The organism is Arthrobacter sp. E1SS-5 (assembly GCF_057073715.1).
Genome location: NZ_CP172703.1, coordinates 473754 through 497221, shown reverse-complemented (window position 1 = coordinate 497221; position 23468 = coordinate 473754). Strand labels below are relative to the sequence as shown.

Below are 23468 nucleotides of genomic sequence, written 5' to 3'. Positions count from 1 at the left end.
GTGCTTGGTTTCAGCCCGCTCGTCCGGCGCCCGCCTGGCTCTTCGCCCGTTTGGTCCGCCGGATGACGAGCAGGACCACGGCAACGGCGAGCGCGGCGTACACGGCGTAGTTCAGGTAGTGCGAGTACTCCTCAATGAGCCGGTACTGGGTTCCCAGCAGGTAGCCCAGTCCGATGAGGGCGCCGTTCCAGAGCCCACTGCCCGCGAGGGTAAAGAGGCTGAAGGTTCCCACGGGCATGGCCGCTGCTCCCGCAGGCAGGGAAATGAGGCTGCGCACCCCGGGCAGCAGGCGGCCAAAGAAAATGGAGGACCTGCCGTGGCGCCGGAACCAGCCTGCCGCGCGTTCAAAGTCTTCCCGGTCCACCAGCGGCAGCTTGGACAACCACCGGATGGACCGCTCCAGGCCCAGCTTGGCGCCCAGCCAGTAGAGCAACAATGCCCCCAGGTACGCGCCGAGGGTGCTGGTGCCGAAGACGAGGAAGAGGTTCAGGGAACCCTGCTTGGCAAGGTAGCCCGCCAGCGGGAGTATCACCTCGCTGGGAATGGGCGGCAGCACCGTCTCGGCGAGCGTGAAGGCACCAACACCCCACTCCCCCAGCGCATCAATCGCCCTCGCCGCAAAGCCCACAATTCCCGTGAGCCCCTCGGTGGGGCTGGCTGCACCGGTCATGATTGTCCACATACGTCTGTCCCGTTCCGCTGCATGCCATGGCCGCGTGCTGGCCCGTCATGCCTACCTTACGGGGCTTCCCGTCGTCGCACGCTTTATCCGGGTAGGCGGGGCATGTGCATTACCGGTGCTTGAACTCCGGCTGGCGCTTCTCGGTGAACGCTGCCATGCCTTCCTTTTGGTCCTCGGTGGCGAACAGGGAATGGAAGAGCCGCCGTTCGAACTGGACGCCTTGGGCCAGGCCGGTTTCGAAGGCCGCGTTGACCGCTTCCACAGCGGCCATAGCAGCTGGCTTGGATTTGCCGGCTATCACCTCGGCCGCCGCCAGCGCCTCGGACACCACGTCCGCTGCCGGAACCACACGCGAAACCAGCCCGCACCGGTCCGCTTCGTCCGCGTCGATAAACCTGCCGGTGAGGATCATGTCCATCGCCTTGGCCTTGCCTACGGCCCGGGTGAGGCGCTGCGACCCGCCCATGCCAGGGAGGACGCCAAGGTTGATTTCCGGCTGGCCGAACTTCGCGTTGTCGCCGGCGATGATGAGGTGGCACATCATGGCCAGTTCGCAGCCGCCGCCCAGGGCAAAGCCGGACACAGCAGCGATCGTGGGGATTCGCAGCCGGGCGAAGTCCTCCCAACCCCGGAACCAGTCCGCCAGGTACATGTCCATGTAGCCCTGGTCCGCCATCTCCTTGATGTCGGCTCCTGCCGCGAACGCCTTGCCCGAGCCCGTGATCACCACCGCCCCCACGCCGGGATCGGAATCCATGGCGGTGACGGCTGCCACCAGCTCTTCCATGGTGGCCTTGTTCAGCGCGTTCAGCGCGGAGGGCCTGTTGAGCGTCACCAGCCCTACCCTGCCCTGCTGCTCCACCAGGATGTTGGCGTACTCCGTCATTCGGGACTCCCGTCGTCGTGTGCTGTTGTACCGTGCTTGCCGGGCGACTCCCCGGGAGGCTCCCCACTTGCCGCGTTCCGGCCAGGCTTGCCGGACGCCCGGCGGATCTCCGTGATGATGGCGGAAAAGTCACGGCCCGCGCCGCCCTCCGCCGCAAACCTATCGTAGATGTGGGCGGCGAGGGCTCCCATCTCCCCCGCCACCCCCGTGCCGTTGAGGGCGTTGACCGCGAGGTTCAGGTCCTTTGCCATCAGTGCAGATGCAAACCCCGGCTGGTAGTCCCGGTTGGCAGGGCTGGCGGGAACCGGTCCCGGCACCGGGCAGTTGGTGGTCAGCGCCCAGCACTGGCCGGAGGCGGCGGAGGCGACGTCGAACAACGCCTGATGGGTCAGGCCCAGCTTTTCGCCCAGGACGAAGGCCTCGCTCACCGCAATCATGGAGACGCCCAGGATCAGGTTGTTGCAGATCTTGGCAGCCTGGCCGGCGCCGTGGCTGCCGCAGTGCACCACCCGCTTGCCCATGACCTCCAGGAGCGGCCGCACGGCCTCGAAGTCCGCGTCGACTCCGCCCGCCATGAAGGTCAGGGTGCCGGCCTCGGCACCCACCACGCCGCCGGAAACCGGGGCGTCAACGGACCGGTGGCCTGCCTCGATGGCCAGGCGGGCACCTTCGCGGGCCTCATCGACGTTGATGGTGGAGCAGTCCAGGAACATGGTTCCCGGGCGGGCTGCTTCCAGCAGACCGGGCTCCCCGCTGGCGCCCGTGTAGGCGTCCAGGACATGCCTGCCGCTGGGGAACATCGTCAACACCACGTCGGCGCCGGCCAGGGCGTCGACGGCGGAACCCGCCACGGGGACACCTTGCGCCTGTGCCGCTTCACGTGCCTCCGGAACGACGTCGAAACCTGCCACCCGGTAGCCGGCGCGGGCCAGGTTCACGGCCATCGGGCCGCCCATGTGCCCCAGTCCCAGGAAGGCAACGCGGAATGTGTCAGGCACGGCCGGCGTCCTTCACCTGCAGGTCCAGTTCCCCGCCGTCCAGCGGCTGGAAAAACCGATCCACATCCTGGGGAAGCACCTCGGCAAGGGTTGCCGGTTTCCATTGCGGGTTCCTGTCCTTGTCCACCACCTGCGCGCGGATTCCCTCGCGGAAATCCGGCCCCTGCAGGAAGCGGAGTCCTGCCCGGTACTCCTGGGCCAGCGCTTCATCCAGGGTCAGGTTTGAAGCGCGGCGCAAGGATGCCAGGGTGACTTTCACCGACGTCGGCGACTTGGCTTCGATGGTGTCCGCAGCCGCTGCGGCGTCTTCGTGCCCGGGCCCGGTCCAGGCGCGAAGGCGGGCGACAATTTCCCCCGCATCGTCGGAGTCATAGCAGGCATCAATCCACTCCCGCTGCCCTGCCAGCACCGAGGCAGGGGCCTGCTCAGCGTAACGGGCGACGGCGTCCTCCGGGCTTTCGGTTTCCAGCGCCGCCGGCAGGCGGGGCAGCGCGGATGACGGAACATAATGGTCTGCAAGGCCCAGGAACAGGGCATCCGCGGCGCCCAGGTGTGCGCCCGTGAGGGCGGCGTGGGTTCCCGTTTCGCCCGGTGCGCGCGAGAGCAGGAAGGTCCCGCCGACGTCGGGCGCAAACCCAATAGTGGTTTCCGGCATCCCCATCCTGGTCCGCTCGGTGACCACCCGGACGTTCCCGTGCGCCGAAACGCCCACCCCGCCGCCAAGCACCAGTCCGTCCATCAGCGCGATGTACGGCTTGGGGTACCTGGAGATCAGCGAGTTCAGGCGGTACTCGGTTTGCCAGAAACCCGCCGTCGCGCTTCCGCCGTGCAGCATGTCCTGGTAAATGGCCACGATGTCTCCGCCCGCGCACAGGCCCCGCTCCCCGGCGCCCTGCACCAGGACGGCGGCCACGCCGTCGTCCCCCGCCCACTTGGTGAGCTGCCTCAGCAGCAGGTCCACCATGTCCGCCGTCAGGGCGTTGACCGCGCGGGGCCGGTTGAGGGTGGCCAAGCCCAGCCTGCCGCGGAGCTCAAAAAGTACGTCCGCACCTCCGCCGCCTGTCGTGCTGTCCGTTGTGTTCCCCGTGGCTGCGGTCATCGGCTGGGTGCTCCTTCGCATGGTGGCCCGGTGAGTGATCCAGGTCATTCTGCTTGCGAATATACCCGCCCCTTCCGGTCCGTAACCAACCTTGGGGCACCAGGGGCGGGGCCGCCTCTGGCTTTACCCGGCGTGCGGCTGCCAAGGTAAGTTAGGAACCGTGAAGATAGCTACCTGGAATGTGAACTCGCTCCGTGCCCGCGCCGACCGCGTTGAAGCGTGGTTGCAGCGCAGCGACTGCGACGTCCTGGCCATCCAGGAGACCAAATGCAAGGACGACAACTTCCCCTGGGAACTCTTTGAGCGGATGGGTTACGAGGTGGCCCACTTTGGGGTGAACCAGTGGAACGGCGTGGCCATCGCCTCCCGGGTGGGACTGGAGGACGTCGAGCGGACGTTCCTGGACCAGCCCTCGTTTGGCAAGGCCGGCAAGGACCCGGTCCAGGAGGCACGGGCTATGGCTGCCACCTGCGCAGGCGTGCGGATCTGGAGCCTGTACGTCCCCAATGGCCGCTCCCTCGACGATGAGCACATGCCGTACAAGTTGAAGTGGCTGGAAAGCCTCAAGACGCACGCCCAGGCCCTGGTCACGGACAACCCCCAGGCGCAGGTGGCACTGATGGGCGACTGGAACATCGCCCCCTTCGACGAGGACGTCTGGGACATTGACCTGTTCATCAACAACCGGTCCACGCACGTCAGCCCGCCCGAGCGGGAGGCATTCCACGCGTTCGAAACCGCCGGCTACACGGACGTAGTGCGCCCCTACACCCCCGGCCCCGGCGTCTACACCTACTGGGACTACACCCAGCTGCGGTTCCCGAAAAAGGAAGGCATGCGGATCGACTTCGTCCTGGCCTCCCCCGCCCTGGCCGCGCGCGTCACCGGCGCCTCGATCGATCGCGAGGAACGCAAGGGCAAGGGCGCTTCCGACCACGCGCCCGTGCTGGTGGAACTGGCGGATTGATGACCATGGCCTGGACCCATGCAAGGAGACCGCAATGACGGGAAACCTCTACCGGGGCCAGACAGGCCTGCCTTTCTCCTCCACCCTGCGCGTCTACGAACCCCTGGAAGCCTTTCCGGAGGAACAACGCCCGGCCATCCAGGCGGCCGGAGCGCAGGCAGTCTCCCGCGCCGCCGTCGAAAACGCTGAACTGCTGGCCTCGCTGGGACGCATCACCCGCGCCGGCGGCGATCCCTTCCCCACCGGGCGCACCGACCTTGTACGCGTCACCACAGCGCCGGCATCGGAAGGCGGAACGGCCGACGACGGTGCTGACGCCGGCTCTGAGCCCGTCCTGCTGTATTGCCCCAGCCAGCTGGTCCTGCGCGCCGGACTGGCAGCCAACGCCTTGATGGAAGGCATCCACGGCCCGCTGGCCGAGCTGCTGATTCCGGAGGAGCAGCGGGACCGGCACCAGGAGCGGATCGACCTGGTGAAAGCCAGGGACGGTTCCGTCCGGGTGCACACGCGGGCTTCCACCTGGGGTATCCCGTTCAGCTGGTTCTCGCTGTTCGCCGAATCCGACCGCAAGGACGTGGTGGAAGCCGGCGGGCGGATCCTCACCGTTCGTGTCTGGGTGTCCATCACCGATGCCCTGGAGCGGGCCCGCTATGCCGTGGCCAACCTGGCCCTCGCCGCCCCGGACCTGGACATGCTTGACGACCTGGCGCAGCTGACGGAATGGCTGGAACTGTTCCACGTGAACTCCATGGTGGAGCTGGACTACGGCGCCGTGGCGGACAAGGTCTACCCGGACGAGTCCCCCATGGATATCAGGCTGGGCATCGAGTGCCTGGCGGAGGGTGACATGACCGGTGCTGCAGCGGCCTACCGGCGGCTTGCCTCGCGCTGGATTCCCATCCGGCAACTGGCCCGCGCCTCGTAAAGGCTTCCTGGCTTTTAGAGGTTCTGAGGCGGCGCCGTGGTGCGCCGGACAATCAGCTCATGGGGTGCGACGGCGGAGCGGACAGCTCCTGCCTGGCCATCCAGTTCGTCGAGAAGCATCTTGGTGGCCAGTTCGGCCTGCTCGTCCGGCCGCTGCCCCACCGTGGTGAGGCCCATGGGTTCAGCAAAGTCGTGGTTGTCGATGCCCACCACGGAGAGTTCCTCCGGCACCCTGATCCCAAGGCGGTTGGCTTCGAAGATGACGCCCATGGCCATCTCATCAGAAGCGCAGAAAATTGCGGTCGGCTTATCCCCCTCCCGCGACCAAAGCCGGCGCAGGGCTTCCTGGCCGCTGCGTACGGTGAAGTCGCCCCATTCGTCCCATTCCGGGCGCGTGGGCAGACCGGCTGCCGCCATGACGTCCTTGAACGCCAGGATGCGCACCCGGGGAACGTCGAAGTTAAGGTCGGTCTCGTCGTCGCCGTGAAGCAGGGCGATCTTCTTATGGCCGAGGTCGATCAGGTGCCGCACGGCCGTTGAGGCGGCTCCGTAGTCGTCGATTCCGATGTACGAGCACTCCTCGACGTGGCCGCCGACGACGATGAGTGGGATGTCGATTTTCTGGAGATGGTCCAGTTCGTCATGGCTAAGCGCCATACACAAGACCAGGAGAGCGTCGATCTGCTTGTAGACCATGGTCTTGCTGAAAAGCCGCTCCCGGTTGCTGCCGTGGCCGCCGAGGTTGAAAAGGGACAAGTTGTAGTTGCGGGCATGCAGTTCGCGGTCTGCACCCTCAATGGCTTTTGAGAAGAACCAACGGCTTACGAACGGGGCCAGCACTCCGATTGTCCTGGTCCGCCCTGTCGCCAGGCCGGAAGCCGATGAGGATGCAACGTAGCCCAGGTTCCCGGCCACCTCGAGAATCTTCTCGCGGGTGGCCGGCGAAACCCTGGGCAGCCCTCTGACTGCGCGGGACACCGTGGCGGTGGAGACTCCGGCGGCCGCCGCCACGTCCTCGATGCTGACGCCGTTATGGCCGCCCCGCTGGGACCTTTCCGTTGTCCGTGCCACCGTGTCCCCTCTTTGACTCCTTTGCGGCGTAAGGCCGTCCGGCCCCGCGTTTACCCCCGGCCCCGTATTTTTCCATCCCCGGGCGGACAGTGAAAATCTAGACAGCGCGACTCCACACAGTTGCCGCGAAGGCGGGCATACGCATCAGTGCCTACCTGCGGGCCGGCAGTTTCCTGCGCAGCCGCACCATGCCGTACAGCGCCAGCAGAGTTGCCAGCAGGCCCAGCGCCCACCCAAGGGCCGGCTGGGCAGTAACTTCCATCCACACGGTGACCACCAGCAGGACCAGTGCCCAGAACCCAAGGAAGCCGATGATGATGTCGAAGTCCTCGCCGGAGCGGACCAGCCGGCTGCGGTTTCCCGCCCCCGGAGTGCGGGGACGGGAACCGTTATTCGTCACTTGACTGCACCTGCCGTGAGGCCGGCGACAATCTTGCGCTGGAAGACCAGCACCAGGATCACCAGCGGAATGGTGACGATGGTGCCCGCGGCCATGATGGCCGTGTATGGGATCTGGTTGGGCTGTGCCCCGGCGAAGTTGGCGATGGCCACTGTCACCGGCTGGGTTGCGTCGCTGGACAGCTGGCTGGCAATCAGGAATTCATTCCACGATGAAATGAACGCCAGGATTGCCGTGGTGAAGATTGCCGGTGCGGCCAGGGGCATGATGACCTTACGGAAGGCCTGTCCCTGGGTGCAACCGTCAACACGTGCGGATTCCTCCAGTTCCCATGGCATCTCGCGGAAGAACGATGTCATGGTGTAGACCGTCAGCGGGAGCACGAAGGAGATGTTCGGGATGATCAGCGCCTGGTACGTTCCCATCCAGCCGATGTTGGTGAACAGCTGGAACAGCGGGGTGATCAGGGCAACACCGGGGAACATGGAAGCGCCCAGGATGAAGCCGAGCACAAGGAACTTGCCCTTGAAGTTCAGCCGGGCCAGTGCGTAGGCCGCGAACACGCCAATGAGCAGGGACACCAGCGTCACGACGCCGCCGATGAAGACACTGTTCAGCAGTGCCTGGCCGAACCGGTTGCCGAACGATGTGTCGAAGGCGGTCTTGAAGTTGTCCAGCGTCACGTGGGTGGGCAGGATCGACGTGTCGTAGGTGAAGCCCACTTCGCGGAATGCAGTGACCACCATCCAGTACGCCGGCGCCAGGCACCAGAGCAGGATGATGGCGGCGCTTAGGTACGTACGCCCGTGGGCCCACTTTTCGCGGTTCTGGGCGGCCTTGCGGCCTTTGTCCTGTTGGGCCCGGAGCGCCGAGGCATCTGCTGTTGCCGTGGTCATTTCTTCCCCTTTCCGGTGGCGCCGCTCTGCTCAACGACGTTCGCCCCAAGGAAGCGGACGAAGATGAAGGCGACGAGGAAGATGATGATGAATGTGATGGTGGACAGCGCGGCTGCGGAGTTGAAGCCCTGCCTGATTTGGTTGATCACCAGGATGGACAGCGTGGTGGTGTTGTTCGCGCCGCCGGTCAGGATGTAGGGCAGGTCGAACATACGCAGCGCGTCCAGTGTCCTGAAGAGGATTGCCACCATCAGTGCCGGTTTCACCAGCGGCAGGGTGATCAGCCGGAACCGCTGCCAAGCAGTGGCCCCGTCCACTTTTGCTGCTTCGTAGACGTCCGCCGGAATCATCTGCAGGCCTGCAAGGATCAGCAATGCCATGAACGGAGTGGTCTTCCAAACGTCCGCGATGACGACGGCCCACTTGGCCGGCCACTCACTGCCCGTCCACAGGATGGTGGTGTTGAACAGCTTGTTGGCGATGCCCTCGAAGGCGAAGATGAAGAACCAGAGCTTGGCCGTCACGGCAGTGGGGATGGCCCACGGCACCAGGACAGCTGCGCGGACCAGGCTGCGGCCACGGAACTCACGGGCCATGATCATGGCCATCCAGAAACCCAGAACAGTTTCGAAAGCCACCGTCACCACCGTGAAGAAGAACGTGGTGGCCGTGGCAGACCAGAACTGGCCGCCCAAGGTGCCGGGCGGGCAAGCGACCGTCCCGCCGTCCGGGGCCGCACACTGCTGCGCAAGCCAGTTGACGTAGTTCTGGATGCCGGCCGGACCACCTGCAGTGAAGAGCCCGGTGGCTGGATCCAGGCCGGCGTCCTTCTGGAAGGACATGACGATGGCACTGATGATCGGGTAAACGATCACGATGCCCAGGGCGATGATGGTGGGGGCAAGCAGCCAGGACGCCCAGCGCCCCTGGCTTGCAATCCTGTTGTCCTCCCCCACGCCCTTGGGCGCATGACGGACGGGGGTCCCGCCCGACGCCGGTGACTTAACCGGCGTCGGGCCTAGTTCGGTTGCCATGGCAGAACTACGATCCCGCACCGGCGGATTCGATGGACTTCTGCATGTCGGAGAGTGCGTTATCCACTGTCTTTTCTCCCTTGATAGCGGAGTAGGCATTGTCTTGAATTGCCTTGGTGACAGCCGGGTAGAAAGGCGTCACAGGACGCGGAACGGCGTTCTCGATGGACGTCTTCAGAACCGGCAGGTAGGGCAGCTTGGCAACGAGTTCCTTGTCGTCATACAGCGATCCGAGAACCGGAGCCAGCGAACCCTGGGTAGCGTAGAATTTCTCAGTTTCCTCCGAGGTCATGAACTTCATGAAGTCCAGCGCAGTGGCCTTGTTCTTGGAGTACACGCTGGTAGCCAGGTTGTGGCCGCCCAGTGAGGATGCACCGGGTCCATCCTTGCCGGGGAGCGCAGCCAGCCCCGTCTTGTCCTTCACGGCGGAGGAGCCTTCAGTGGTGATCAGGTTGAAGGCGTACGGCCAGTTGCGCAGGAAAAGGAGCTTGCCGCTCTGGAATGCCTGGCGGCTGTCCTCTTCCTTGTAGGTGATGGCTTCCTTGGGGATGTTGCCATCCGCGTAGGCCTTTGCGAGGTTCCCCAGGCCGGCCTTGGCCTCGGGGGTGTTCAGGTCCGGCTTGCCGTCCTTGTTGAGGACCGAGCCGCCGGCCGAGTTGATGGCCTCGGAAGCGTTTACCGTGAGGCCCTCATACTTGCTGAACTGGCCCGCGTAGCAGCCGATGTTGTTCTGCTTCGCGATGGAGCACATGCTCATCATCTCGTCCCAGGTCTTGGGCGGGGTGGGAACCAGGTCCTTCCGGTAGTACAGGATGCCGCCGTCAGAGGTCTGCGGGGCCGCGTACAGGGTGCCCTTGTAGGTTGCGCTCTCCACTGTCGGCTTGAGCATGGCGCTGGTGTCGATCGCCATCTTGTCCTTCAGCGGCTGCAGCCAGCCCTTGGCCGCGAATTCAGCGGTCCAGACAACGTCCACATCCACAACGTCGTAGTCGGACTGCTTGGCCTGGAAATGCTGGACGAGGTCATCGTGCTGCTGGTCGGCCTGGTCCGTCTGCTCCTTGAAGGTGACCTTCTCATTCGGGTGGGCGGCATTCCACTTATCGACCAGGGGGCGGACCACATTGCTGTTGTCCTTGCCCTGTACGTAGGTGATGGGGCCACGGCCGTCCAGGTTGGCGCCAGCGTCACCGCCGCCACCGCTACCGCCTGTAGAGCCCCCTCCACCTCCGCCGCCGCAGGCGGACAACGTAAGGGCCAGGATGCCGGCCGTGGCAGCCGGAAGCAGGAATCTCGGGGTTTTCATTAGCTTGAAGCTCCTCGCTGAGTGACAAGTAAGTCGACAGTGCGCTTGCTAGGTGAGGTTGATGTGGTGACTGTCACACTAGTAAGGTACCTGTCAGTAATGCAAGCGTTTACATCAAAAAGTTATCAGAGGGGAACCTAATGCCCGACTCATCCGTTCCCGCATCCGGACCGGCCCCCTCTGCCTGGTGGGCCGACGCCGTCGTGTACCAGATCTACCCCCGCTCCTTCGCAGATGGCAACGGCGACGGCATGGGGGATCTGCGCGGCGTCCTGGACCGCCTGCCCTACCTTGAACGGTTGGGAGTGGATGCCATCTGGCTGTCACCCTTCTATAAGTCACCCCAGGCCGATGGCGGCTACGACGTGGCGGACTACCGCCAGGTGGACCCTCTCTTCGGCTCCCTGGCGGACTTCGACGCAATGTTGCAGGACGCTCACCGCCGCGGATTAAAAGTCATCGTGGACCTGGTTCCCAACCACACCTCAGACGAACACGCGTGGTTCCGGGAGGCGCTGGCCGCAGCCCCTGGAAGCCCGCAGCGGGACCGGTATATGTTCCGTGACGGCAAGGACGAGGTGCCTGGCTCCGGGGACGGCAGGCTGGCACCGAACAACTGGAAGTCCGTGTTCGGCGGTCCGGCCTGGAGCCGGGTAACCGAGGCGGATGGATCGCCCGGCCAGTGGTATCTGCACCTCTTCGACACCAAGCAGCCGGACCTGAACTGGGAGAACCCGGAAGTTCAGGAAGAGATGCGCTCGGTGCTGCGGTTCTGGCTTGACCGCGGGGCGGACGGTTTCCGGGTGGATGTTGCCCACGGCTTGGTCAAGGAGGCGGGACTGCCGGATTGGGACGGCGTGGCTGCCATGGTGGAGGGAACATCAGGCCCCAGGCGGGAGAGCCACCTGCCCGGGGATGCTCCCCATGCCCACACCGACGCGGAGGAACCACACAGGGCAGTCTCCCCGATGTATCCGCCGTCGCCGTTCTTTGACCAGGACGGTGTGCACGCCATCTACCGTGACTGGAACCAGGTCCTGGCCGAATACGGCGGAGACCGGATGATGGTTGCCGAGGCCTGGGTGGAGCCGGCTGAGCGACTGGCACGTTACGTCCGGCCCGATGAGATGCAGCAGGCCTTCAACTTCGATTTCCTGCTGGCCGGCTGGGATGCCGAGCGCATGGCGGAGGCCATCGACGCGTCGCTGGCAGCGGCAGCATCAGTAGGTGCCCCCTGCACGTGGGTACTAAGCAACCACGACACCGTGCGTCATGCGACCCGGTTCGGGCTGACAGACCCCACCACGTTCCCAAAGGGCATTGGCCCTGGCGACGAACAGCCGGACGCAGCCCTGGGCCTGGCCCGCGCCCGTGCCGCCACGCTGGTTGCGCTGGCGCTGCCGGGTTCGGCATATCTTTACCAGGGTGAGGAGTTGGGACTTCCGGAGCACACAACCCTCCCTGCAGAGGCCAGGCAGGACCCGACGTTCTTCCGGACCCGCGGCGCCGAGATCGGGCGGGACGGTTGCCGGGTCCCACTGCCGTGGGCAGGGGAAGAACCCGGCTTTGGCTTTTCCGGAGGTGTCTCCCCTGGAGCGCCCGGGCCGTGGCTCCCGCAGCCGGAAAGCTTCGGCCCCCTGGCTGCCGACCAGCAGGACGGCGAGGAAGGCTCAACGCTGGAGCTGTACCGCGCCGCATTGGCATTCAGGGCAACCCAGCGCCTGGGCAGCGGCACCGTGGAGTGGACCGATGAACACGCGCCGGAAAGCGGGCTGCTGGCGTTCCGCAATGGGGAAACAGTTGTCCTGTCCAACATGGGCTTCGCCTCGGCCCCCGTGCCCGAAGGCTATGCCGTGGTCCTGTCCAGTGGTCCCGAGCCCGCCGAAGAATGGGCCGGCATGCAGGAGGTTCCGGTGGACTGCACTGTTTATCTTCAAAACGTGCGGGGTCTTCAAGGCGGGCAGTAGCCGGAAAGGTCAGGCGGTAGCCGTAACGGGCGTGCAGTACCGGCAGCATTGCCAGCGGAACCAGCGGTAATCTAGCGGACGCGTTCGGCCCGGCTGAAGCGGGTCCGTGCCCCGGCTCCGATGTGGATGAGGACCGGCACCTCCTTGCCCACAACGGACTCCAGCGCGTGCAGGAGTCCTGACACCTCGGCTGCGAGCAGATGCGGTGCCACACCCTGGCGCGGCAGGAGACGGACCTTCAACGCGGGCGTTCCCTTGACGTCATAGGTAGTGACGGTGGCCCCAGCCAAATCAGGCCTTCCCTCCAGGGCCTGCTTCAGCGCCTGTTCCGCCACGCCGCCACCGATTCGGACATCGCCGGGAACGTCGCCGGGATCATATTCGGCCGCGAGGAGGTTTGACCGGCCCTTTCCCTGCTGGGCGATCCAGGCCACCATGAGCCCCATCAGCGCCAGCAAGGCCAGTGCCACGACAATCCACAACCAGCTTTCCGGCCGGCCCGGAAAACGGGTGGAGTCGAAAAGCCGGGTGATCCCGGTCCAGACTCCGCCGGACCAGGCATGCCACCAGGAAGCGACGGGAGGAACCGCCGCCAGCAGCACCAGCAGGATCCCTGCCCCAAGCAGGATCAGGCCCAGCACAGTGAGCAGGATGCGGTTGAGCATTGCCGGCGTGCTGTTCATGCCCCGATCACCCCGGAAGCAGTGACGTTGACGCGGGGAACAGGAGCCGGTTCCAGCAGCATCTGATCCAGCTCGTCGCGGACGGCGTCCAGCACCCTGTCCTGGTCCACGGGGATTCCGGACGTGGGACGCACGTTGACCAGCACCTGGCGCTGGGAAACAACGACCATGACCTGTTCAGGCGTGACGTTGGCGGCCAACCGTGCGCGGCGGGCGAGTGAGGATGCGATGACTTCGTCATCCACCACCACGGCAGGGAGCCCCTCGCCGGGCGCACCGGCCAGCAGATGGCGGGCGCGCTTTCCGGGAAGCACGCCGTTAAGGAAGAAAATTAATCCCAGCATGGCAAGAACGGCGCCGATCGCTGCCAGGAGCAATGGGGAGATTCCGGCCGGAAGGTCCACGATTCGCTGCGCGGCCACCTGCGGCTCGATCAGCCAGGCCGGCTGGCCCACTGCGTGGACCCCGGATTCCAGAACCCCGTAGGCGGCCACCACCAGGACCAGGACGGCGGCGGCGACGGACACCGCTGCACGGGACGAGTGGGTTTCCCGGTAAAGGACCCGGCGCATCCCGGGCCCGTTGTTCCCGCGGGTTCCACCAGTGACTCCGCGGTCTTCCACGCTGCTGCTCACCGCACCCGCCCTTCCGTGCTGATCCTTGCTGTACTGATCCGCGCCCCGCTGATGCGGATGTCCACGCGGCTCAACCGGGAACCGCTTAGTTGGGAAACTGTTGCCAGGATGCTTGCCTTGGCCTTGACGGTGCGGTCCCAGATGGACCCGCCGGCCGCCTGCACCCGTGCGGGGTCCAGGACCACGGAGTGCAAAGGCGGGATGCTGATGGGGGCAACGAGGGATAAAGCCAGCAGGCCGTCGTCGTCCGTCCATTCCGCCCGCACGTCCTGGGCGTCGACACCCAGGGCCCGCGCCGCTGCCACCCTGGCAAGACTGGTCAATGCCTGGGTGCTGATCCGGTTATGGCCGCTGAGCGCCCGCCCACGCACAACGGGTGCGGGTGTTGTCATGAGGAGGAACGCCGGCCGGTGATGGCATCGAACACGCCGCGCAAGTCCAGTTTTCCTTCCGCAGCTCGGCCCAGCAGTGCTCCGATGGCCATGAAGAGCAAGGAAACAAGGAAGCCCCACAGGCCGAACTGCAGGGACATGAAAGCAACGAAGGCGCCAATCGCCGCGCCTGCCACCGTAAGGCTCACAGCAGTTCCTCCCGTTCCGCGCCGGCGGGCGGGGTGGTTTTGACGGGCGGGGGTACGTAGACGTCCGTTATTTCCACGTTCACCTCGATGACCTGCAGGCCCACCAGTTCCTCGACGGCCCGGTAGACAGTGGCGCGGACGTCATTGGCCAATGAGTGCAGGGGTGTTCCATAGCTTGCCACCAGGGTGATGTCCACGGCCACCTGGGTTTCGCCCACTTCAGCATGGACACCGGCGGCATGGTCTGAGCTTCCGACGGCGTCACGGATGGCACCCAGAGCGCGGGACGGACCCGAACCAAGGGAGTAGACGCCCGGAACTGCCCGCGCGGCAATTCCTGCGACCTTTGCCACTGCAGTCTCGGAGATGACGGTCCGTCCGGGGCCCGGGGCCGGGCTTGCGGCGGGACGGCTTGGCACCACGGGTTGTGGGTTCTGGTATTCCATCAGGCACTCCCCCTTCTGTTGCTTCCACCCTATCCCCAGCCTGTGACACTGCGCTGGAAGAGTGACCAGGGGTTAAAGCAGAAAAGCACCAGCTCCGAAGAACTGATGCTTCCCAGTGGTGGCTCCGACCGGCGTCGATCCGGTGACCTTTCGATTTTCAGTCGAACGCTCTACCAACTGAGCTACAGAGCCTAGGTGACTAGTCACCATGACAGCCGGAATTTCTTCCAACAATCAGAGCGACCCTGACGGGACTTGAACCCGCGACCTCCGCCGTGACAGGGCGGCGCGCTAACCAACTGCGCTACAGGGCCTTGCGTTTCTTGCTTTGCGGTATCTCTACCGCTTTTTCAAGGCTTCCAGCCTACCAGACTTTTTCAGCCTGCTTGACCAGTTCCTTGCGTACCCCCAACGGGATTCGAACCCGTGCCGCCGCCGTGAAAGGGCGGTGTCCTAGGCCGCTAGACGATGGGGGCCAGAACCTGTCCGGAACAAAATAAAAGGCGTCAAGCGGGGCTTTCCGTCTTTGTCCTCTGCGTTTCTCCGAACGGGACTCCACAACTATAGGGGGTAACCGGGAATAATCCAAAATCGCCGGAAAACCCGCGATCCCGCCGCCGTGCGCGGTAAATACGGGTAAAGATGGACGGATGGATGCCGTCGCAGCGCTCAACGAGATTGCTTTCTGGCTTGAGCGCGGACGCGCCGCCACGTTCAAGGTCCAGGCCTTCCGCAAGGCGGCGGCCGCCATCGGGCCCCTTGGCCCTGATGAAGTGGCCGCACGCGCCCGCACCGGCCGGCTCAAATCCATGAAGGGGATCGGTGACCGCACCTATGCGGTGATCCGGCAGGCCGTGGACGGACAGGTCCCCGATTACCTCGCTGACCTCAGGGAGAAGGGGGCCCAGCCGCTGGCATCCGGCGGCGCGGACCTGCGGGCGGCACTTCGCGGAGACCTGCACAGCCACAGCGAATGGTCCGACGGCGGCTCCCCCATTGAGCTGATGGTGGCTGCTGCGGAGGTGCTGGGCAGGGAGTACGTGGCCCTGACCGACCACTCCCCCAACCTCACGATTGCCAACGGACTGTCCGCCGAGCGCCTGCTTGAGCAGCTGGATGTGGTGGCCGGTATCAACAGCAACGGCGGGACCACCCGGCTCCTGACCGGGATCGAGGTGGACATCCTGGAGTCCGGCGAACTGGACCAGGAGCCGCAACTGCTGGACCGCCTGGACATTGTGGTGGCCAGTGTCCATTCAAAGCTGCGCGCTGACCGGAAAACCATGACCACCCGGATGCTCGGCGGCATCCGGGACCCGCAGACCAACGTCCTGGGCCACTGCACCGGCCGCCTGGTGGAGGGCTCCCGCGGGACCCGGCCGCCGTCGGAATTCGACGCCAAGGAGGTCTTCGCAGCTTGCGCGGAGCACAACGTTGCCGTGGAGATCAATTCCCGCCCGGAGCGGCAGGATCCGCCCGACGCCCTGATCCAGCTGGCACTGGAGGCGGGGTGCCTGTTCTCCATCGACAGTGATGCCCACGCACCGGGGCAACTGGACTTCCTGCAGTACGGTGCAGAGCGGGCCGCCCGCAACGACGTTCCTGCCGAACGGATCATCACCACCTGGCCTGTGGAGAAGCTGCTCGCCTGGGCTGGTGGTAAGTAGGGGCCAAAGGAAAGAGGGACTCGCCCCAGCGCCAGCCGGGCACCGACGTGGCCGATTCCCGCCAGTCCGGTGCCCGCATCCGCCGTAGATTTATCTCATGCCTTCCACCAGCCCCGCCCGCCAACCACTTCCTCCCCAAGCTCCAGCGGCTGCTCCCGTCAAGGCCCTGGGCGTGGCGGCCATGGTGGTCACCGTGGTGCTGTGGGCCTCGGCGTTCGTGGGCATCCGGGCCATCGGCCCGCACTTCTCCCCCGGCTCCCTGACGCTGGGCAGGCTGGCGATTGCCGCCGTCGTCCTGGCCTTCCTGGTGGTGCCGCAACTTCTCAAGAGCCGGCTGTTGCCCATGGGCCGCGAGTGGCTGCCCATCCTCGCCTACGGCGTGATGTGGTTCGGCGGGTACAACGTGGCGTTGAACGCCGCGGAGCACATCCTGGATGCCGGCACCAGTGCCCTGCTGATCAACGTCAACCCCATTTTGGTGGCCATCATGGCGGGCATCTTCCTCAAGGAAGGGTTTCCGCGCTGGCTCCTCATCGGTAGCACGGTGGCGTTTGCCGGGGTCGCGTTGATCGCCCTCGGTTCAGGGCAGCCGCGCACACCAGGGGAAGATTCGACGGCGGACCTGGCGGGTGTGGCGCTTTGCCTCCTTGCAGCGGTCCTCGCCGCGGTCAGCGTCATCATCCAGAAACCGGTTGTGCGGAAATTCCCGGCGGCCCAGGCCACGTGGTTCGGCATCGTGGTGGGAGCGCTGTGCTGCCTGCCCTTCGCAGGGCAGCTGGCGGCCGAAGTGCAGGCCGCCCCGCCGCAGGCCACGCTGGGGCTCGTGTACCTTGGCGTTTTCCCGACCGCCATCGCCTTCACCACCTGGGCCTACGCGTTGTCACTCGTGGATGCCGGGAAGCTGGCCGCCACCACCTACCTGGTTCCGGGCACCACCGTCCTGATCTCCTGGCTGCTGCTGGGCGAGATCCCCACCGCCTGGGGCCTGGTGGGCGGGCTGGTGTGCCTGGTGGGAGTGGGGCTGACCCGGCGCAGGTCCCGGGCGGACCGCCTCCGGCAACAACGCGTCCAGCGTTAGGGTCTGGGCATGCCAGCCAATTTGCCACCGGGCCTGCCGATCGTTCCCGACGGGCCGCACGAACCTTCCGGTTTCACCATGTCCCCCGACGACTTTGAGGCCGCCGTCCAGGTCGCCCTGGACAGCATTCCCGAACGGCTGGCCCGCGCCATGGACAACGTTGCGGTCTTCATCGACGACGATTACGTGCCGGGGCCCGGCGAGGATCCGGACACCGTGCTGCTGGGGCTGTACGAAGGGGTTCCGCTGACGGAGCGCGATTCGTGGTGGGAAGCCGGCTCCCTCCCGGACCGGATAACAATCTTCCGCGAACCGATCCTGGAGATCTGTGCCTCCCGGGACGACGTGATCCACGAAGTGGCGGTGACCGTGGTCCACGAAATCGCGCACCACTTCGGCATTTCCGATGACCGGCTGCATGAACTGGGCTGGGGCTAGCCTTGTAAACATGGGACACGACCACAGCCACAGCCACGGGATCACCGCCACCGGGCGGCACCGGAAACGCCTCGTGGCCGTCCTGGGAATCACCCTTGGCGTGGTGGTCATCCAGATCGTGGGGTCCGTGTTTTCCGGGTCGCTCTCCCTGCTGGCGGACGCGGGGCACATGCTCTCCGACGCGGCCGGCGTCACCATCGCACTGCTGGCTGCATGGATTGCGGGCCGGCCCGCGAGCGATCAGCGGACTTATGGCTTCCAGCGGGCCGAGGTTCTTGCGGCGTTGGCCAACGCGCTGATCCTGATCGTGATTTCCGTGGTCATATTCACTGAAGCCATCAGGCGGTTCAGCGCACCCCCGGAAGTGCAGACGGGCATCATGCTGTTTGCCGCCATCCTCGGCGCCGTGGCCAACCTGGCGTCGCTGCTGGTCCTGCGTACTGCGCAGGAGGAAAGCCTAAACATCCGCGGCGCCTACCTGGAAGTGCTGGGCGACCTCCTGGGTTCGGTGGCCGTCATCATCGCCGCCGTGGTGATCATGCTGACCGGCTTCCAGGCAGCGGACACCATCGCCTCCGTCCTGATCGCACTGATGATCCTCCCGCGGGCCTGGAGCCTGCTGCGCGATGTGGTGGACGTCCTGCTGGAAGCCAGCCCGAAGGGAGTGGAGGTGCAAATGATCCGCGAGCACATCCTTTCGGTGGCGGGCGTAACCGACGTCCATGACATCCACATCTGGACCATCACGTCGGGCGTTCCGGTGTTCTCGGCCCACGTGGTGGTGGAGGACGGCGTGCTCAACGCCCGCGGCGCCGACCAGCTGCTGGACAAGCTCATCACCTGCCTGGGATCCCACTTCGATACGGACCACTGCACCTTCCAGCTGGAACCGGCCAGCCACTCGGAACACGAGGAACGCCAACACGCCTGAACCGACACACCCCCGCGGATTCCGACGCTAATAACACTGTTGTGGTTTATGTTATTGATGTGACTAGTGTTGCCAATGTGCAAATGGTCACGTAGCCTCGGACTGCTGGCGAGCAGCTGAGGGGCACAGTTGTGCCGCATCCAGAACCTCACTCCCAGCCTTACTGTTGCGAGGTCTCTGCAGATGGCTTTATCCGGATCCGGCCGCAGGACGGCCGTGCTTTGCGCCGCCGTCGTCCTTTTTGCTTCCGTGGCAACGCCGGCAGCCGCGGTCCCCGCGCAGTCCCTTCCTCTCACCGTTCCGGCGTCGCCCGAGATCCCGTCGCCCGAGGACATTGCCGCAGCCAAGGCCAGCGAGTCCGCGACGGCGGACAAGGTCACGGACATCGAGCGCATCCTGGCTGACGCGTCCACCGCCCAGCAGGCCGCATTCGCGGTGGCCATGCAGGCCAACAACGCCTACAGCGAGGCCCTGGTGGAACTGCAGCAGCGGACCGAGGCGGCATCAGTCGCCTCAGCCAAGGCCGACTCCGCCCGGGAACAGCAGGACAAAACCCGCAAGCAGGTGGGGCAGCTCGCCGGTGACCTGTACCGGAACGGCGGCCTGAACCCCACCCTCGGAAGCTTCGCCAGCGGCAGTGAAACCTTGCAGCAGGCCGCCACGCTCGAGGCCCTCTCCGCCAGCCGCAGCCGGGCTTTCGAAGCTGCCGACGCCGCAGCCACCGCCTACCGTTCCCTGACCGCAGCTGCGGACGACGCCACCAAGGCTGCCGACGATGCAGCCAAGACGGCGGAACAGCGGAAGTCCCAGGCGGAACAGGCCAACGCCGCGCAGGCCAAGGCCGTGGCCGACGCCAAGGCCCAGCGGACCGTCCTGGTGGACCAACTCGCACAGCTCCGCAACACCACGGTGGCGCTCGAATCAGCCCGCGTAGATGCCTTGGACCGGCAGCGCGAGGAGGCGCGCCTCGCCGCGCTGTCCGCCGCCGCGGACAAAGCGGCAGCGGACAAGGCCGCCCAGGATCAGGCAGCCCAAAACCAGGCAGCGCAGAACCAAGGCGGGCAGAACCAGGCTGCCGCCGGCCAGAACAACCGCAGCCAGGAGGCGGTTCCTGCGGCACCCGCTCCGGCGGCAGCGCCGGCCGCACCGGCACCTGTTGCACCCGCGCCGGCCCCGGCGCCCGCTGCTCCGGCACCTGCTCCTGCTGCACCTGAACCCGCTGCGCCGGCTCCTGCCCCTGCTCCCGTGGCGCCGGCACCAGCACCTGCGCCGGCACCAGCACCAGCCCCCGCCCCTGCACCTTCAACCGGTTCAGGCACCTATGAGGCAGCGATCTCCGTAGCCCTGGGGAAGGTGGGCGCCCCGTACTACTACCAGTGGGGTGGTACCGGGGTTTACGGTTTCGACTGCTCCGGGCTGGTGCAGAACGCCTTCGCCGCAGCCGGCCAGTACCTGCCGCGCACAGCCTCCCAGCAGTACGCGGCTGCCCCGGTCCACGTCCCGATTTCGCAGGCCCGCCGCGGCGACCTGCTGGTCTGGGGCTCGGCACCGAACTTCTACCACGTAGCCATCTACCTGGGGAACGGCCAGGTGGTGCAGGCCCTCAATCCGCAGGAAGGAATCACTGTTTCCAGCATCAGCTCCATGGTGGGCATGGAGCTTTACCCGTACGCGGCCCGCTACTGACAGCCCGCTACTGACCCTCACCGCTGCACCGTGCGGCGGAGGTGCCGGCACTCACATGCCCCGCCGCCGTCGTCAGCTCAGGATGTCCTTGGTAACGAACCGGCCGTAGGCAAGTGCCCCGAACACGGCTACATAGCCCGCTTGGAGCAGCGCGTTGCTGGCGAAGGAATCCCACACCAGCGGCTGGCGCAGCATGTCGCCGAAACCGAGCCAGTAGTGGCTGAAGAGCCACGGGTGCAGCCACTCCAGCTGCGGCAGCTGGTCCGCGACCTGCGACACCACCGAAACCACCACGGTGGCGGCCATCGCGCCCACCGGAACCACGGTCAGGGTGGACAGGAACAGCCCGATCGCTGACAGGCCCGCCAGGGACACGGCCAGGTAGGCGGCGATCAGCACTATGCGCAGGGCAGCTTCGCCCGGCTGGACCACGCCCCCGGAGAGCAGCGTCACCGGGCCTACCGGGAAAAGGGCCGCTCCGATGGCCGCACCGGCGACACCCACGGTCAAAGGTGCCGCGATGCAGAAGGCCAGCGCGCCTGCGTACTTGACCAGCAGGAGGCGCACCCGCCCGGCCGGCGCCACCAGCAGGTAGCGAAGGGTTCCCAGGCTGGCCTCCCCCGCAATCGTGTCCCCGGCCACCACCCCCACCGCAAGCGGCATGAACAGCGGTACGGAGACCAGCATGGCGGTGAAGGCAACGAACAGGCCGTTTTGGGTGATCCGGTCGAGGAAGGCCGGTCCCCGGCCGGGCGGGACGGCGGAGGAGACCTTCACAGCAATGGCGATGAGGACCGGGATGGCGGCCAGGGCCAGGAGCAACGCCCAGGTCCGCCGGCGCCCGAACAGTACTTTGAGCTCGGACCCCAGCAGGGAGAATCCGGAGCTTCGCGGAGCTGCTGCCAGCCGGGCCGTGCCGGCGGCTTCGGGCCTCTCGGCGGGCACGCTACTGGGCAACATCGAATCCTTCCCCGGTGAGGGCAACAAAGCGGTCTTCAAGGCTTTCACGCTCGACGGCGAAGCCCCGGACCCGGACGCCGGCCTGAACCAGGTGCGCCACGACGTCCTCCGGAAGCACCGCCGGCTGTTGGGCGCCGGTCTGGAGCACTGCCACAAGGGTCTCCCCATCGGCGTGAGCACGCGGTTCAGCCTGTCCGGGGTCAGGTGCCAGCCCCAGCCGGGCCAGGACCTCCCGGGCCGCCACGCCGTCGGGCGTCACCAACCGGAGCCGGGTGGGCCCTGCCTGCCGCAGCTCAGCCAGCGGCCCCTGCGCCACCAGCCTGCCGGCCCTCATCACCGCGGCGTGGGTGCACATCTGGTCCACCTCGGCCAGCAGGTGGCTGGACACAAAAATGGTGGTGCCCTCATGCGCCAGGGACCGCACCAGGTTGCGGACTTCCCGGGTGCCCTGCGGATCCAGCCCATTGGTGGGCTCGTCCAGCACCAGCAGGTCCCGCGGCGAGAGCAGGGCGTTCGCTATGCCCAGCCGCTGCTTCATTCCCAGCGAGTACGCGTGCACGCGTTTGCCTGCGGCGTGTTCCAGGCCCACACGCTCCAGCGCCTGCTGCACCCGCGCCTTCCGGGTGGCGGGCACGGTGTGGGGGCTGGCCGCATCCAGCCGGCGGAGGTTGGCGGCGCCGGAGAGGAAGGGGTAGAAGGCCGGCCCTTCAACCAGGGCGCCCACGCGCGGCAAGACCTCGTGGAGTTTGTCCGGCATTTCGCGGCCCAGCAGGCTTACCGTCCCGGCGGACGCAGCGGCCAGGCCCAGCAGCATGCGGATGGTGGTGGTCTTGCCGGACCCGTTGGGCCCCAGGAAGCCGAACACCGTCCCGTGCGGAACGGCCAAATCCACGCGGTCTACGGCGGCCTGCTGGCCAAAGTGCTTGCTCAGGCTCCGGGTTTCAATCGCCAGGGCGCCGCTCACCGGAGCAGCCCCTGCCACCATTCCCCCTCCGGCCACCACTTACTGGGCCGCTGCTGCTGACTGCAGCTGTTCCGGCGGCACCATTCCCGCGAAGACGCGTCCGTCGTCGGTGACCAGGACGTTCAGGAGTGCGGTGGAGAGCAGCCGGCCACCGGGTACGGCGACTGCGGCCTGGGACAGCAGTGGATCCTGCAGGACGGATGCGGCTGCCGAGGCATTACCCTTTGCGGTGCCCACCACGGTTTCCCAGCCGGTGCCGGTCACGGATACCTGTCCCTTGGCGCCCTTGGGCAGGGCATCCTGATGGGAACCGTCAGCGTGCCCACGGGACTTGTCCGGAACCGGAAGTTCCTTGACGGTGCTGCCCGGCGGCGGCGTGAAGGCGAAGACGGACTGGTCGGGCACGGCCAGGGAGAGGCTGGTGAAGCCGGAGCTGAAGGCGGGCTTGTCTGCTCCGCGTGCGGTTACCTGGATGGACAGGGGCATGCCGTTTTGACCGTCGACGGCGATGGCCACCTTGCCCACCAGGGTTGCGTCCGTGCGTGGCTGAATCAGCAGGTTGTAGGCTGTCCGGCCGGCAACGGAAACGTCCGGACCCACGGAAACGGCGGTGGTGGCGTCAACCTTTGACAGGAACTGCTGGGCCAGTTCGGCCGGCGTGTGCATTCCGCCCGCACCCTGGTGGTCCTTTGACAGCGCGGCGTCGTGCGCAGGCATCGCAATATGCGCTGCCGTGTTGTCCTTCGACGAGTAGAACCACACATCCCTGCCGTGGCGGACGACATCCCGCTCGGCCAGCTGGTCCATCACCTGCACCCGGGCATTGTCCTTGCCGTCCATGAAGACACGGGCGGTGTGCTTTCCGGACAACAGCTCAATCATGGAAGCGGCGCTGCCGGGGGTGGCAGGCGCGGATGGCTTGCCGGTGGCAGGAAGCTCCGGCAGCCCCAGATCGGCCGACTGCTCCACGGTCCCCGAGAATGCCTGCACCTGATGGCTGGCTGCCAGCTCCAGGACTTGGGCGGGCGTCTTGGCCGGCAAGGGGTCGCTGGCCCCTGCCGGGAGGGACCCTGCGAGGGCGCCCGCGGCAATGACGACCGGGGCCGCCACGGCAGGCAGCCACCGCAGCCACGCCCGCCGGCCTGGTGCTGCGGTATTCACTTGCAAGCGTCC

At 66.2% G+C, this 23468-nt stretch carries 25 protein-coding genes and 3 tRNA genes; 8 read left to right on the top strand and 20 right to left on the bottom strand.

Translation table 11 applies throughout. The features are described from left to right. Nucleotides 1-10 precede the first annotated feature (10 nt). The 4 genes from ACIGJD_RS02455 to ACIGJD_RS02440 form a co-directional block, all read right to left on the bottom strand. Nucleotides 11-682: a DedA family protein gene (locus tag ACIGJD_RS02455; RefSeq protein ID WP_483688143.1), complete on the bottom strand. Its 672-nt coding sequence runs from the start codon at nt 680-682 to the stop codon at nt 11-13. 109 nt (nt 683-791) lie between these two features. Further along, entirely contained in the window at nt 792-1568 is a 777-nt protein-coding gene (locus ACIGJD_RS02450) for an enoyl-CoA hydratase (protein ID WP_483688142.1), read from the bottom strand. Continuing rightward, on the bottom strand, nt 1565-2524 hold the full coding sequence (gene mmsB, locus ACIGJD_RS02445) for a 3-hydroxyisobutyrate dehydrogenase (protein ID WP_483689409.1): 960 nt from the start codon (nt 2522-2524) through the stop codon (nt 1565-1567). Before mmsB ends, ACIGJD_RS02450 begins: the two co-directional genes overlap by 4 nt. A 34-nt stretch (nt 2525-2558) precedes the next feature. Continuing rightward, nucleotides 2559-3665: an enoyl-CoA hydratase/isomerase family protein gene (locus ACIGJD_RS02440; RefSeq protein ID WP_483688141.1), complete on the bottom strand. Its 1107-nt coding sequence runs from the start codon at nt 3663-3665 to the stop codon at nt 2559-2561. 160 nt (nt 3666-3825) lie between these two features. Here ACIGJD_RS02440 and ACIGJD_RS02435 point away from each other — a divergent pair, with 160 nt between their 5' ends. Continuing rightward, complete coding sequence (locus tag ACIGJD_RS02435; RefSeq protein ID WP_286401434.1) at nt 3826-4632, top strand: exodeoxyribonuclease III; 807 nt, start codon at nt 3826-3828, stop codon at nt 4630-4632. 34 nt (nt 4633-4666) lie between these two features. Beyond that, nucleotides 4667-5557 carry a DUF8083 family protein gene (locus tag ACIGJD_RS02430; protein WP_483688140.1) on the top strand — a complete coding sequence of 297 codons (891 nt, stop codon included), beginning with the start codon at nt 4667-4669 and terminating at the stop codon, nt 5555-5557. 14 nt (nt 5558-5571) lie between these two features. Here the strand turns inward: ACIGJD_RS02430 and ACIGJD_RS02425 are convergent, their stop codons facing one another. The 5 genes from ACIGJD_RS02425 to ACIGJD_RS02405 form a co-directional block, all read right to left on the bottom strand. Beyond that, complete coding sequence (locus ACIGJD_RS02425; protein WP_483688139.1) at nt 5572-6627, bottom strand: LacI family DNA-binding transcriptional regulator; 1056 nt, start codon at nt 6625-6627, stop codon at nt 5572-5574. Between the two features lie 151 nt (nt 6628-6778). Next, nucleotides 6779-7027, bottom strand: coding sequence for a hypothetical protein (locus ACIGJD_RS02420; RefSeq protein ID WP_142131326.1), 249 nt, complete (start codon nt 7025-7027; stop codon nt 6779-6781). Then, nucleotides 7024-7923, bottom strand: coding sequence for a carbohydrate ABC transporter permease (locus ACIGJD_RS02415; RefSeq protein WP_483688138.1), 900 nt, complete (start codon nt 7921-7923; stop codon nt 7024-7026). Before ACIGJD_RS02415 ends, ACIGJD_RS02420 begins: the two co-directional genes overlap by 4 nt. After that, the gene (locus ACIGJD_RS02410; RefSeq protein WP_483688137.1) at nt 7920-8957 is read right to left on the bottom strand and encodes a carbohydrate ABC transporter permease; all 1038 of its coding nucleotides are present in this window, start codon (nt 8955-8957) and stop codon (nt 7920-7922) included. The genes ACIGJD_RS02415 and ACIGJD_RS02410 overlap by 4 nt, the downstream gene beginning before the upstream one ends. Before the next feature lie 7 nt (nt 8958-8964). Further along, entirely contained in the window at nt 8965-10260 is a 1296-nt protein-coding gene (locus ACIGJD_RS02405; protein WP_483688136.1) for an ABC transporter substrate-binding protein, read from the bottom strand. A gap of 140 nt (nt 10261-10400) precedes the next feature. Here ACIGJD_RS02405 and ACIGJD_RS02400 point away from each other — a divergent pair, with 140 nt between their 5' ends. Then, nucleotides 10401-12227 carry a glycoside hydrolase family 13 protein gene (locus ACIGJD_RS02400; RefSeq protein WP_483688135.1) on the top strand — a complete coding sequence of 609 codons (1827 nt, stop codon included), beginning with the start codon at nt 10401-10403 and terminating at the stop codon, nt 12225-12227. Between the two features lie 71 nt (nt 12228-12298). Here ACIGJD_RS02400 and ACIGJD_RS02395 read toward each other — a convergent pair whose 3' ends face one another. From ACIGJD_RS02395 to ACIGJD_RS02360, 8 genes are all read right to left on the bottom strand, one after another. Next, nucleotides 12299-12910, bottom strand: coding sequence for a hypothetical protein (locus ACIGJD_RS02395; protein ID WP_483688134.1), 612 nt, complete (start codon nt 12908-12910; stop codon nt 12299-12301). After that, nucleotides 12907-13545 (bottom strand): hypothetical protein, encoded by a 639-nt coding sequence (locus ACIGJD_RS02390; RefSeq protein WP_483688133.1) that lies wholly within the window; start codon nt 13543-13545, stop codon nt 12907-12909. The genes ACIGJD_RS02395 and ACIGJD_RS02390 overlap by 4 nt, the downstream gene beginning before the upstream one ends. After that, complete coding sequence (locus ACIGJD_RS02385; RefSeq protein WP_483688132.1) at nt 13542-13937, bottom strand: hypothetical protein; 396 nt, start codon at nt 13935-13937, stop codon at nt 13542-13544. Before ACIGJD_RS02385 ends, ACIGJD_RS02390 begins: the two co-directional genes overlap by 4 nt. Further along, entirely contained in the window at nt 13934-14125 is a 192-nt protein-coding gene (locus ACIGJD_RS02380) for a hypothetical protein (RefSeq protein WP_483688131.1), read from the bottom strand. Before ACIGJD_RS02380 ends, ACIGJD_RS02385 begins: the two co-directional genes overlap by 4 nt. Next, the gene (locus ACIGJD_RS02375; protein WP_483688130.1) at nt 14122-14571 is read right to left on the bottom strand and encodes an Asp23/Gls24 family envelope stress response protein; all 450 of its coding nucleotides are present in this window, start codon (nt 14569-14571) and stop codon (nt 14122-14124) included. The genes ACIGJD_RS02380 and ACIGJD_RS02375 overlap by 4 nt, the downstream gene beginning before the upstream one ends. A 116-nt stretch (nt 14572-14687) precedes the next feature. Continuing rightward, nucleotides 14688-14763: transfer RNA gene (locus ACIGJD_RS02370), tRNA-Phe, on the bottom strand. Between the two features lie 48 nt (nt 14764-14811). After that, nucleotides 14812-14885 (bottom strand) — tRNA-Asp (locus ACIGJD_RS02365). 89 nt (nt 14886-14974) lie between these two features. Beyond that, a tRNA-Glu gene (locus tag ACIGJD_RS02360) sits at nt 14975-15047 on the bottom strand. A 174-nt stretch (nt 15048-15221) separates the two neighbouring features. On the opposite strand from ACIGJD_RS02360, the gene ACIGJD_RS02355 reads away from it, so the two are divergent. The 5 genes from ACIGJD_RS02355 to ACIGJD_RS02335 all read left to right on the top strand — a co-directional run bounded on the left by ACIGJD_RS02355 (nt 15222) and on the right by ACIGJD_RS02335 (nt 20371). Beyond that, a complete protein-coding gene (locus ACIGJD_RS02355) occupies nt 15222-16238 on the top strand; it encodes a PHP domain-containing protein (protein WP_483688129.1) in 1017 nt (338 codons plus the stop codon). A gap of 97 nt (nt 16239-16335) precedes the next feature. Continuing rightward, a complete protein-coding gene (locus ACIGJD_RS02350) occupies nt 16336-17316 on the top strand; it encodes a DMT family transporter (protein WP_483688128.1) in 981 nt (326 codons plus the stop codon). Nucleotides 17317-17325: 9 nt separating this feature from the next. Beyond that, the gene (locus ACIGJD_RS02345) at nt 17326-17754 is read left to right on the top strand and encodes a metallopeptidase family protein (RefSeq protein ID WP_483688127.1); all 429 of its coding nucleotides are present in this window, start codon (nt 17326-17328) and stop codon (nt 17752-17754) included. Nucleotides 17755-17764: 10 nt separating this feature from the next. Beyond that, a complete protein-coding gene (locus ACIGJD_RS02340) occupies nt 17765-18685 on the top strand; it encodes a cation diffusion facilitator family transporter (protein ID WP_483688126.1) in 921 nt (306 codons plus the stop codon). A 183-nt stretch (nt 18686-18868) separates the two neighbouring features. After that, complete coding sequence (locus ACIGJD_RS02335; protein ID WP_483688125.1) at nt 18869-20371, top strand: C40 family peptidase; 1503 nt, start codon at nt 18869-18871, stop codon at nt 20369-20371. A gap of 72 nt (nt 20372-20443) precedes the next feature. Here ACIGJD_RS02335 and ACIGJD_RS02330 read toward each other — a convergent pair whose 3' ends face one another. From ACIGJD_RS02330 to ACIGJD_RS02320, 3 genes are read right to left on the bottom strand one after another with little or no spacing between them, the layout of a single operon-like run. Then, nucleotides 20444-21331, bottom strand: a complete 888-nt coding sequence (locus ACIGJD_RS02330) for an ABC transporter permease (protein WP_483688124.1) — start codon at nt 21329-21331, stop codon at nt 20444-20446. Next, complete coding sequence (locus ACIGJD_RS02325) at nt 21318-22316, bottom strand: ABC transporter ATP-binding protein (RefSeq protein ID WP_483688123.1); 999 nt, start codon at nt 22314-22316, stop codon at nt 21318-21320. Before ACIGJD_RS02325 ends, ACIGJD_RS02330 begins: the two co-directional genes overlap by 14 nt. Before the next feature lie 18 nt (nt 22317-22334). After that, on the bottom strand, nt 22335-23456 hold the full coding sequence (locus ACIGJD_RS02320; RefSeq protein WP_483688122.1) for a LolA family protein: 1122 nt from the start codon (nt 23454-23456) through the stop codon (nt 22335-22337). Between the last annotated feature and the right edge of the window lie 12 nt (nt 23457-23468).

Coding starts and splice junctions, on each gene's coding strand:
- ACIGJD_RS02375 (WP_483688130.1), bottom strand. CDS start 14,571: ATGGAATACCAGAACCCACAACCCGTGGTGCCAAGCCGTCCCGCCGCA.
- ACIGJD_RS02385 (WP_483688132.1), bottom strand. CDS start 13,937: ATGACAACACCCGCACCCGTTGTGCGTGGGCGGGCGCTCAGCGGCCAT.
- ACIGJD_RS02335 (WP_483688125.1), top strand. CDS start 18,869: ATGGCTTTATCCGGATCCGGCCGCAGGACGGCCGTGCTTTGCGCCGCC.
- ACIGJD_RS02350 (WP_483688128.1), top strand. CDS start 16,336: ATGCCTTCCACCAGCCCCGCCCGCCAACCACTTCCTCCCCAAGCTCCA.
- mmsB (WP_483689409.1), bottom strand. CDS start 2,524: ATGGGCGGCCCGATGGCCGTGAACCTGGCCCGCGCCGGCTACCGGGTG.
- ACIGJD_RS02430 (WP_483688140.1), top strand. CDS start 4,667: ATGACGGGAAACCTCTACCGGGGCCAGACAGGCCTGCCTTTCTCCTCC.
- ACIGJD_RS02410 (WP_483688137.1), bottom strand. CDS start 8,957: ATGGCAACCGAACTAGGCCCGACGCCGGTTAAGTCACCGGCGTCGGGC.
- ACIGJD_RS02355 (WP_483688129.1), top strand. CDS start 15,222: ATGGATGCCGTCGCAGCGCTCAACGAGATTGCTTTCTGGCTTGAGCGC.
- ACIGJD_RS02405 (WP_483688136.1), bottom strand. CDS start 10,260: ATGAAAACCCCGAGATTCCTGCTTCCGGCTGCCACGGCCGGCATCCTG.
- ACIGJD_RS02395 (WP_483688134.1), bottom strand. CDS start 12,910: ATGAACAGCACGCCGGCAATGCTCAACCGCATCCTGCTCACTGTGCTG.
- ACIGJD_RS02455 (WP_483688143.1), bottom strand. CDS start 682: ATGTGGACAATCATGACCGGTGCAGCCAGCCCCACCGAGGGGCTCACG.
- ACIGJD_RS02400 (WP_483688135.1), top strand. CDS start 10,401: ATGCCCGACTCATCCGTTCCCGCATCCGGACCGGCCCCCTCTGCCTGG.
- ACIGJD_RS02340 (WP_483688126.1), top strand. CDS start 17,765: ATGGGACACGACCACAGCCACAGCCACGGGATCACCGCCACCGGGCGG.
- ACIGJD_RS02330 (WP_483688124.1), bottom strand. CDS start 21,331: ATGTTGCCCAGTAGCGTGCCCGCCGAGAGGCCCGAAGCCGCCGGCACG.
- ACIGJD_RS02325 (WP_483688123.1), bottom strand. CDS start 22,316: ATGGTGGCAGGGGCTGCTCCGGTGAGCGGCGCCCTGGCGATTGAAACC.
- ACIGJD_RS02415 (WP_483688138.1), bottom strand. CDS start 7,923: ATGACCACGGCAACAGCAGATGCCTCGGCGCTCCGGGCCCAACAGGAC.
- ACIGJD_RS02440 (WP_483688141.1), bottom strand. CDS start 3,665: ATGACCGCAGCCACGGGGAACACAACGGACAGCACGACAGGCGGCGGA.
- ACIGJD_RS02450 (WP_483688142.1), bottom strand. CDS start 1,568: ATGACGGAGTACGCCAACATCCTGGTGGAGCAGCAGGGCAGGGTAGGG.
- ACIGJD_RS02345 (WP_483688127.1), top strand. CDS start 17,326: ATGCCAGCCAATTTGCCACCGGGCCTGCCGATCGTTCCCGACGGGCCG.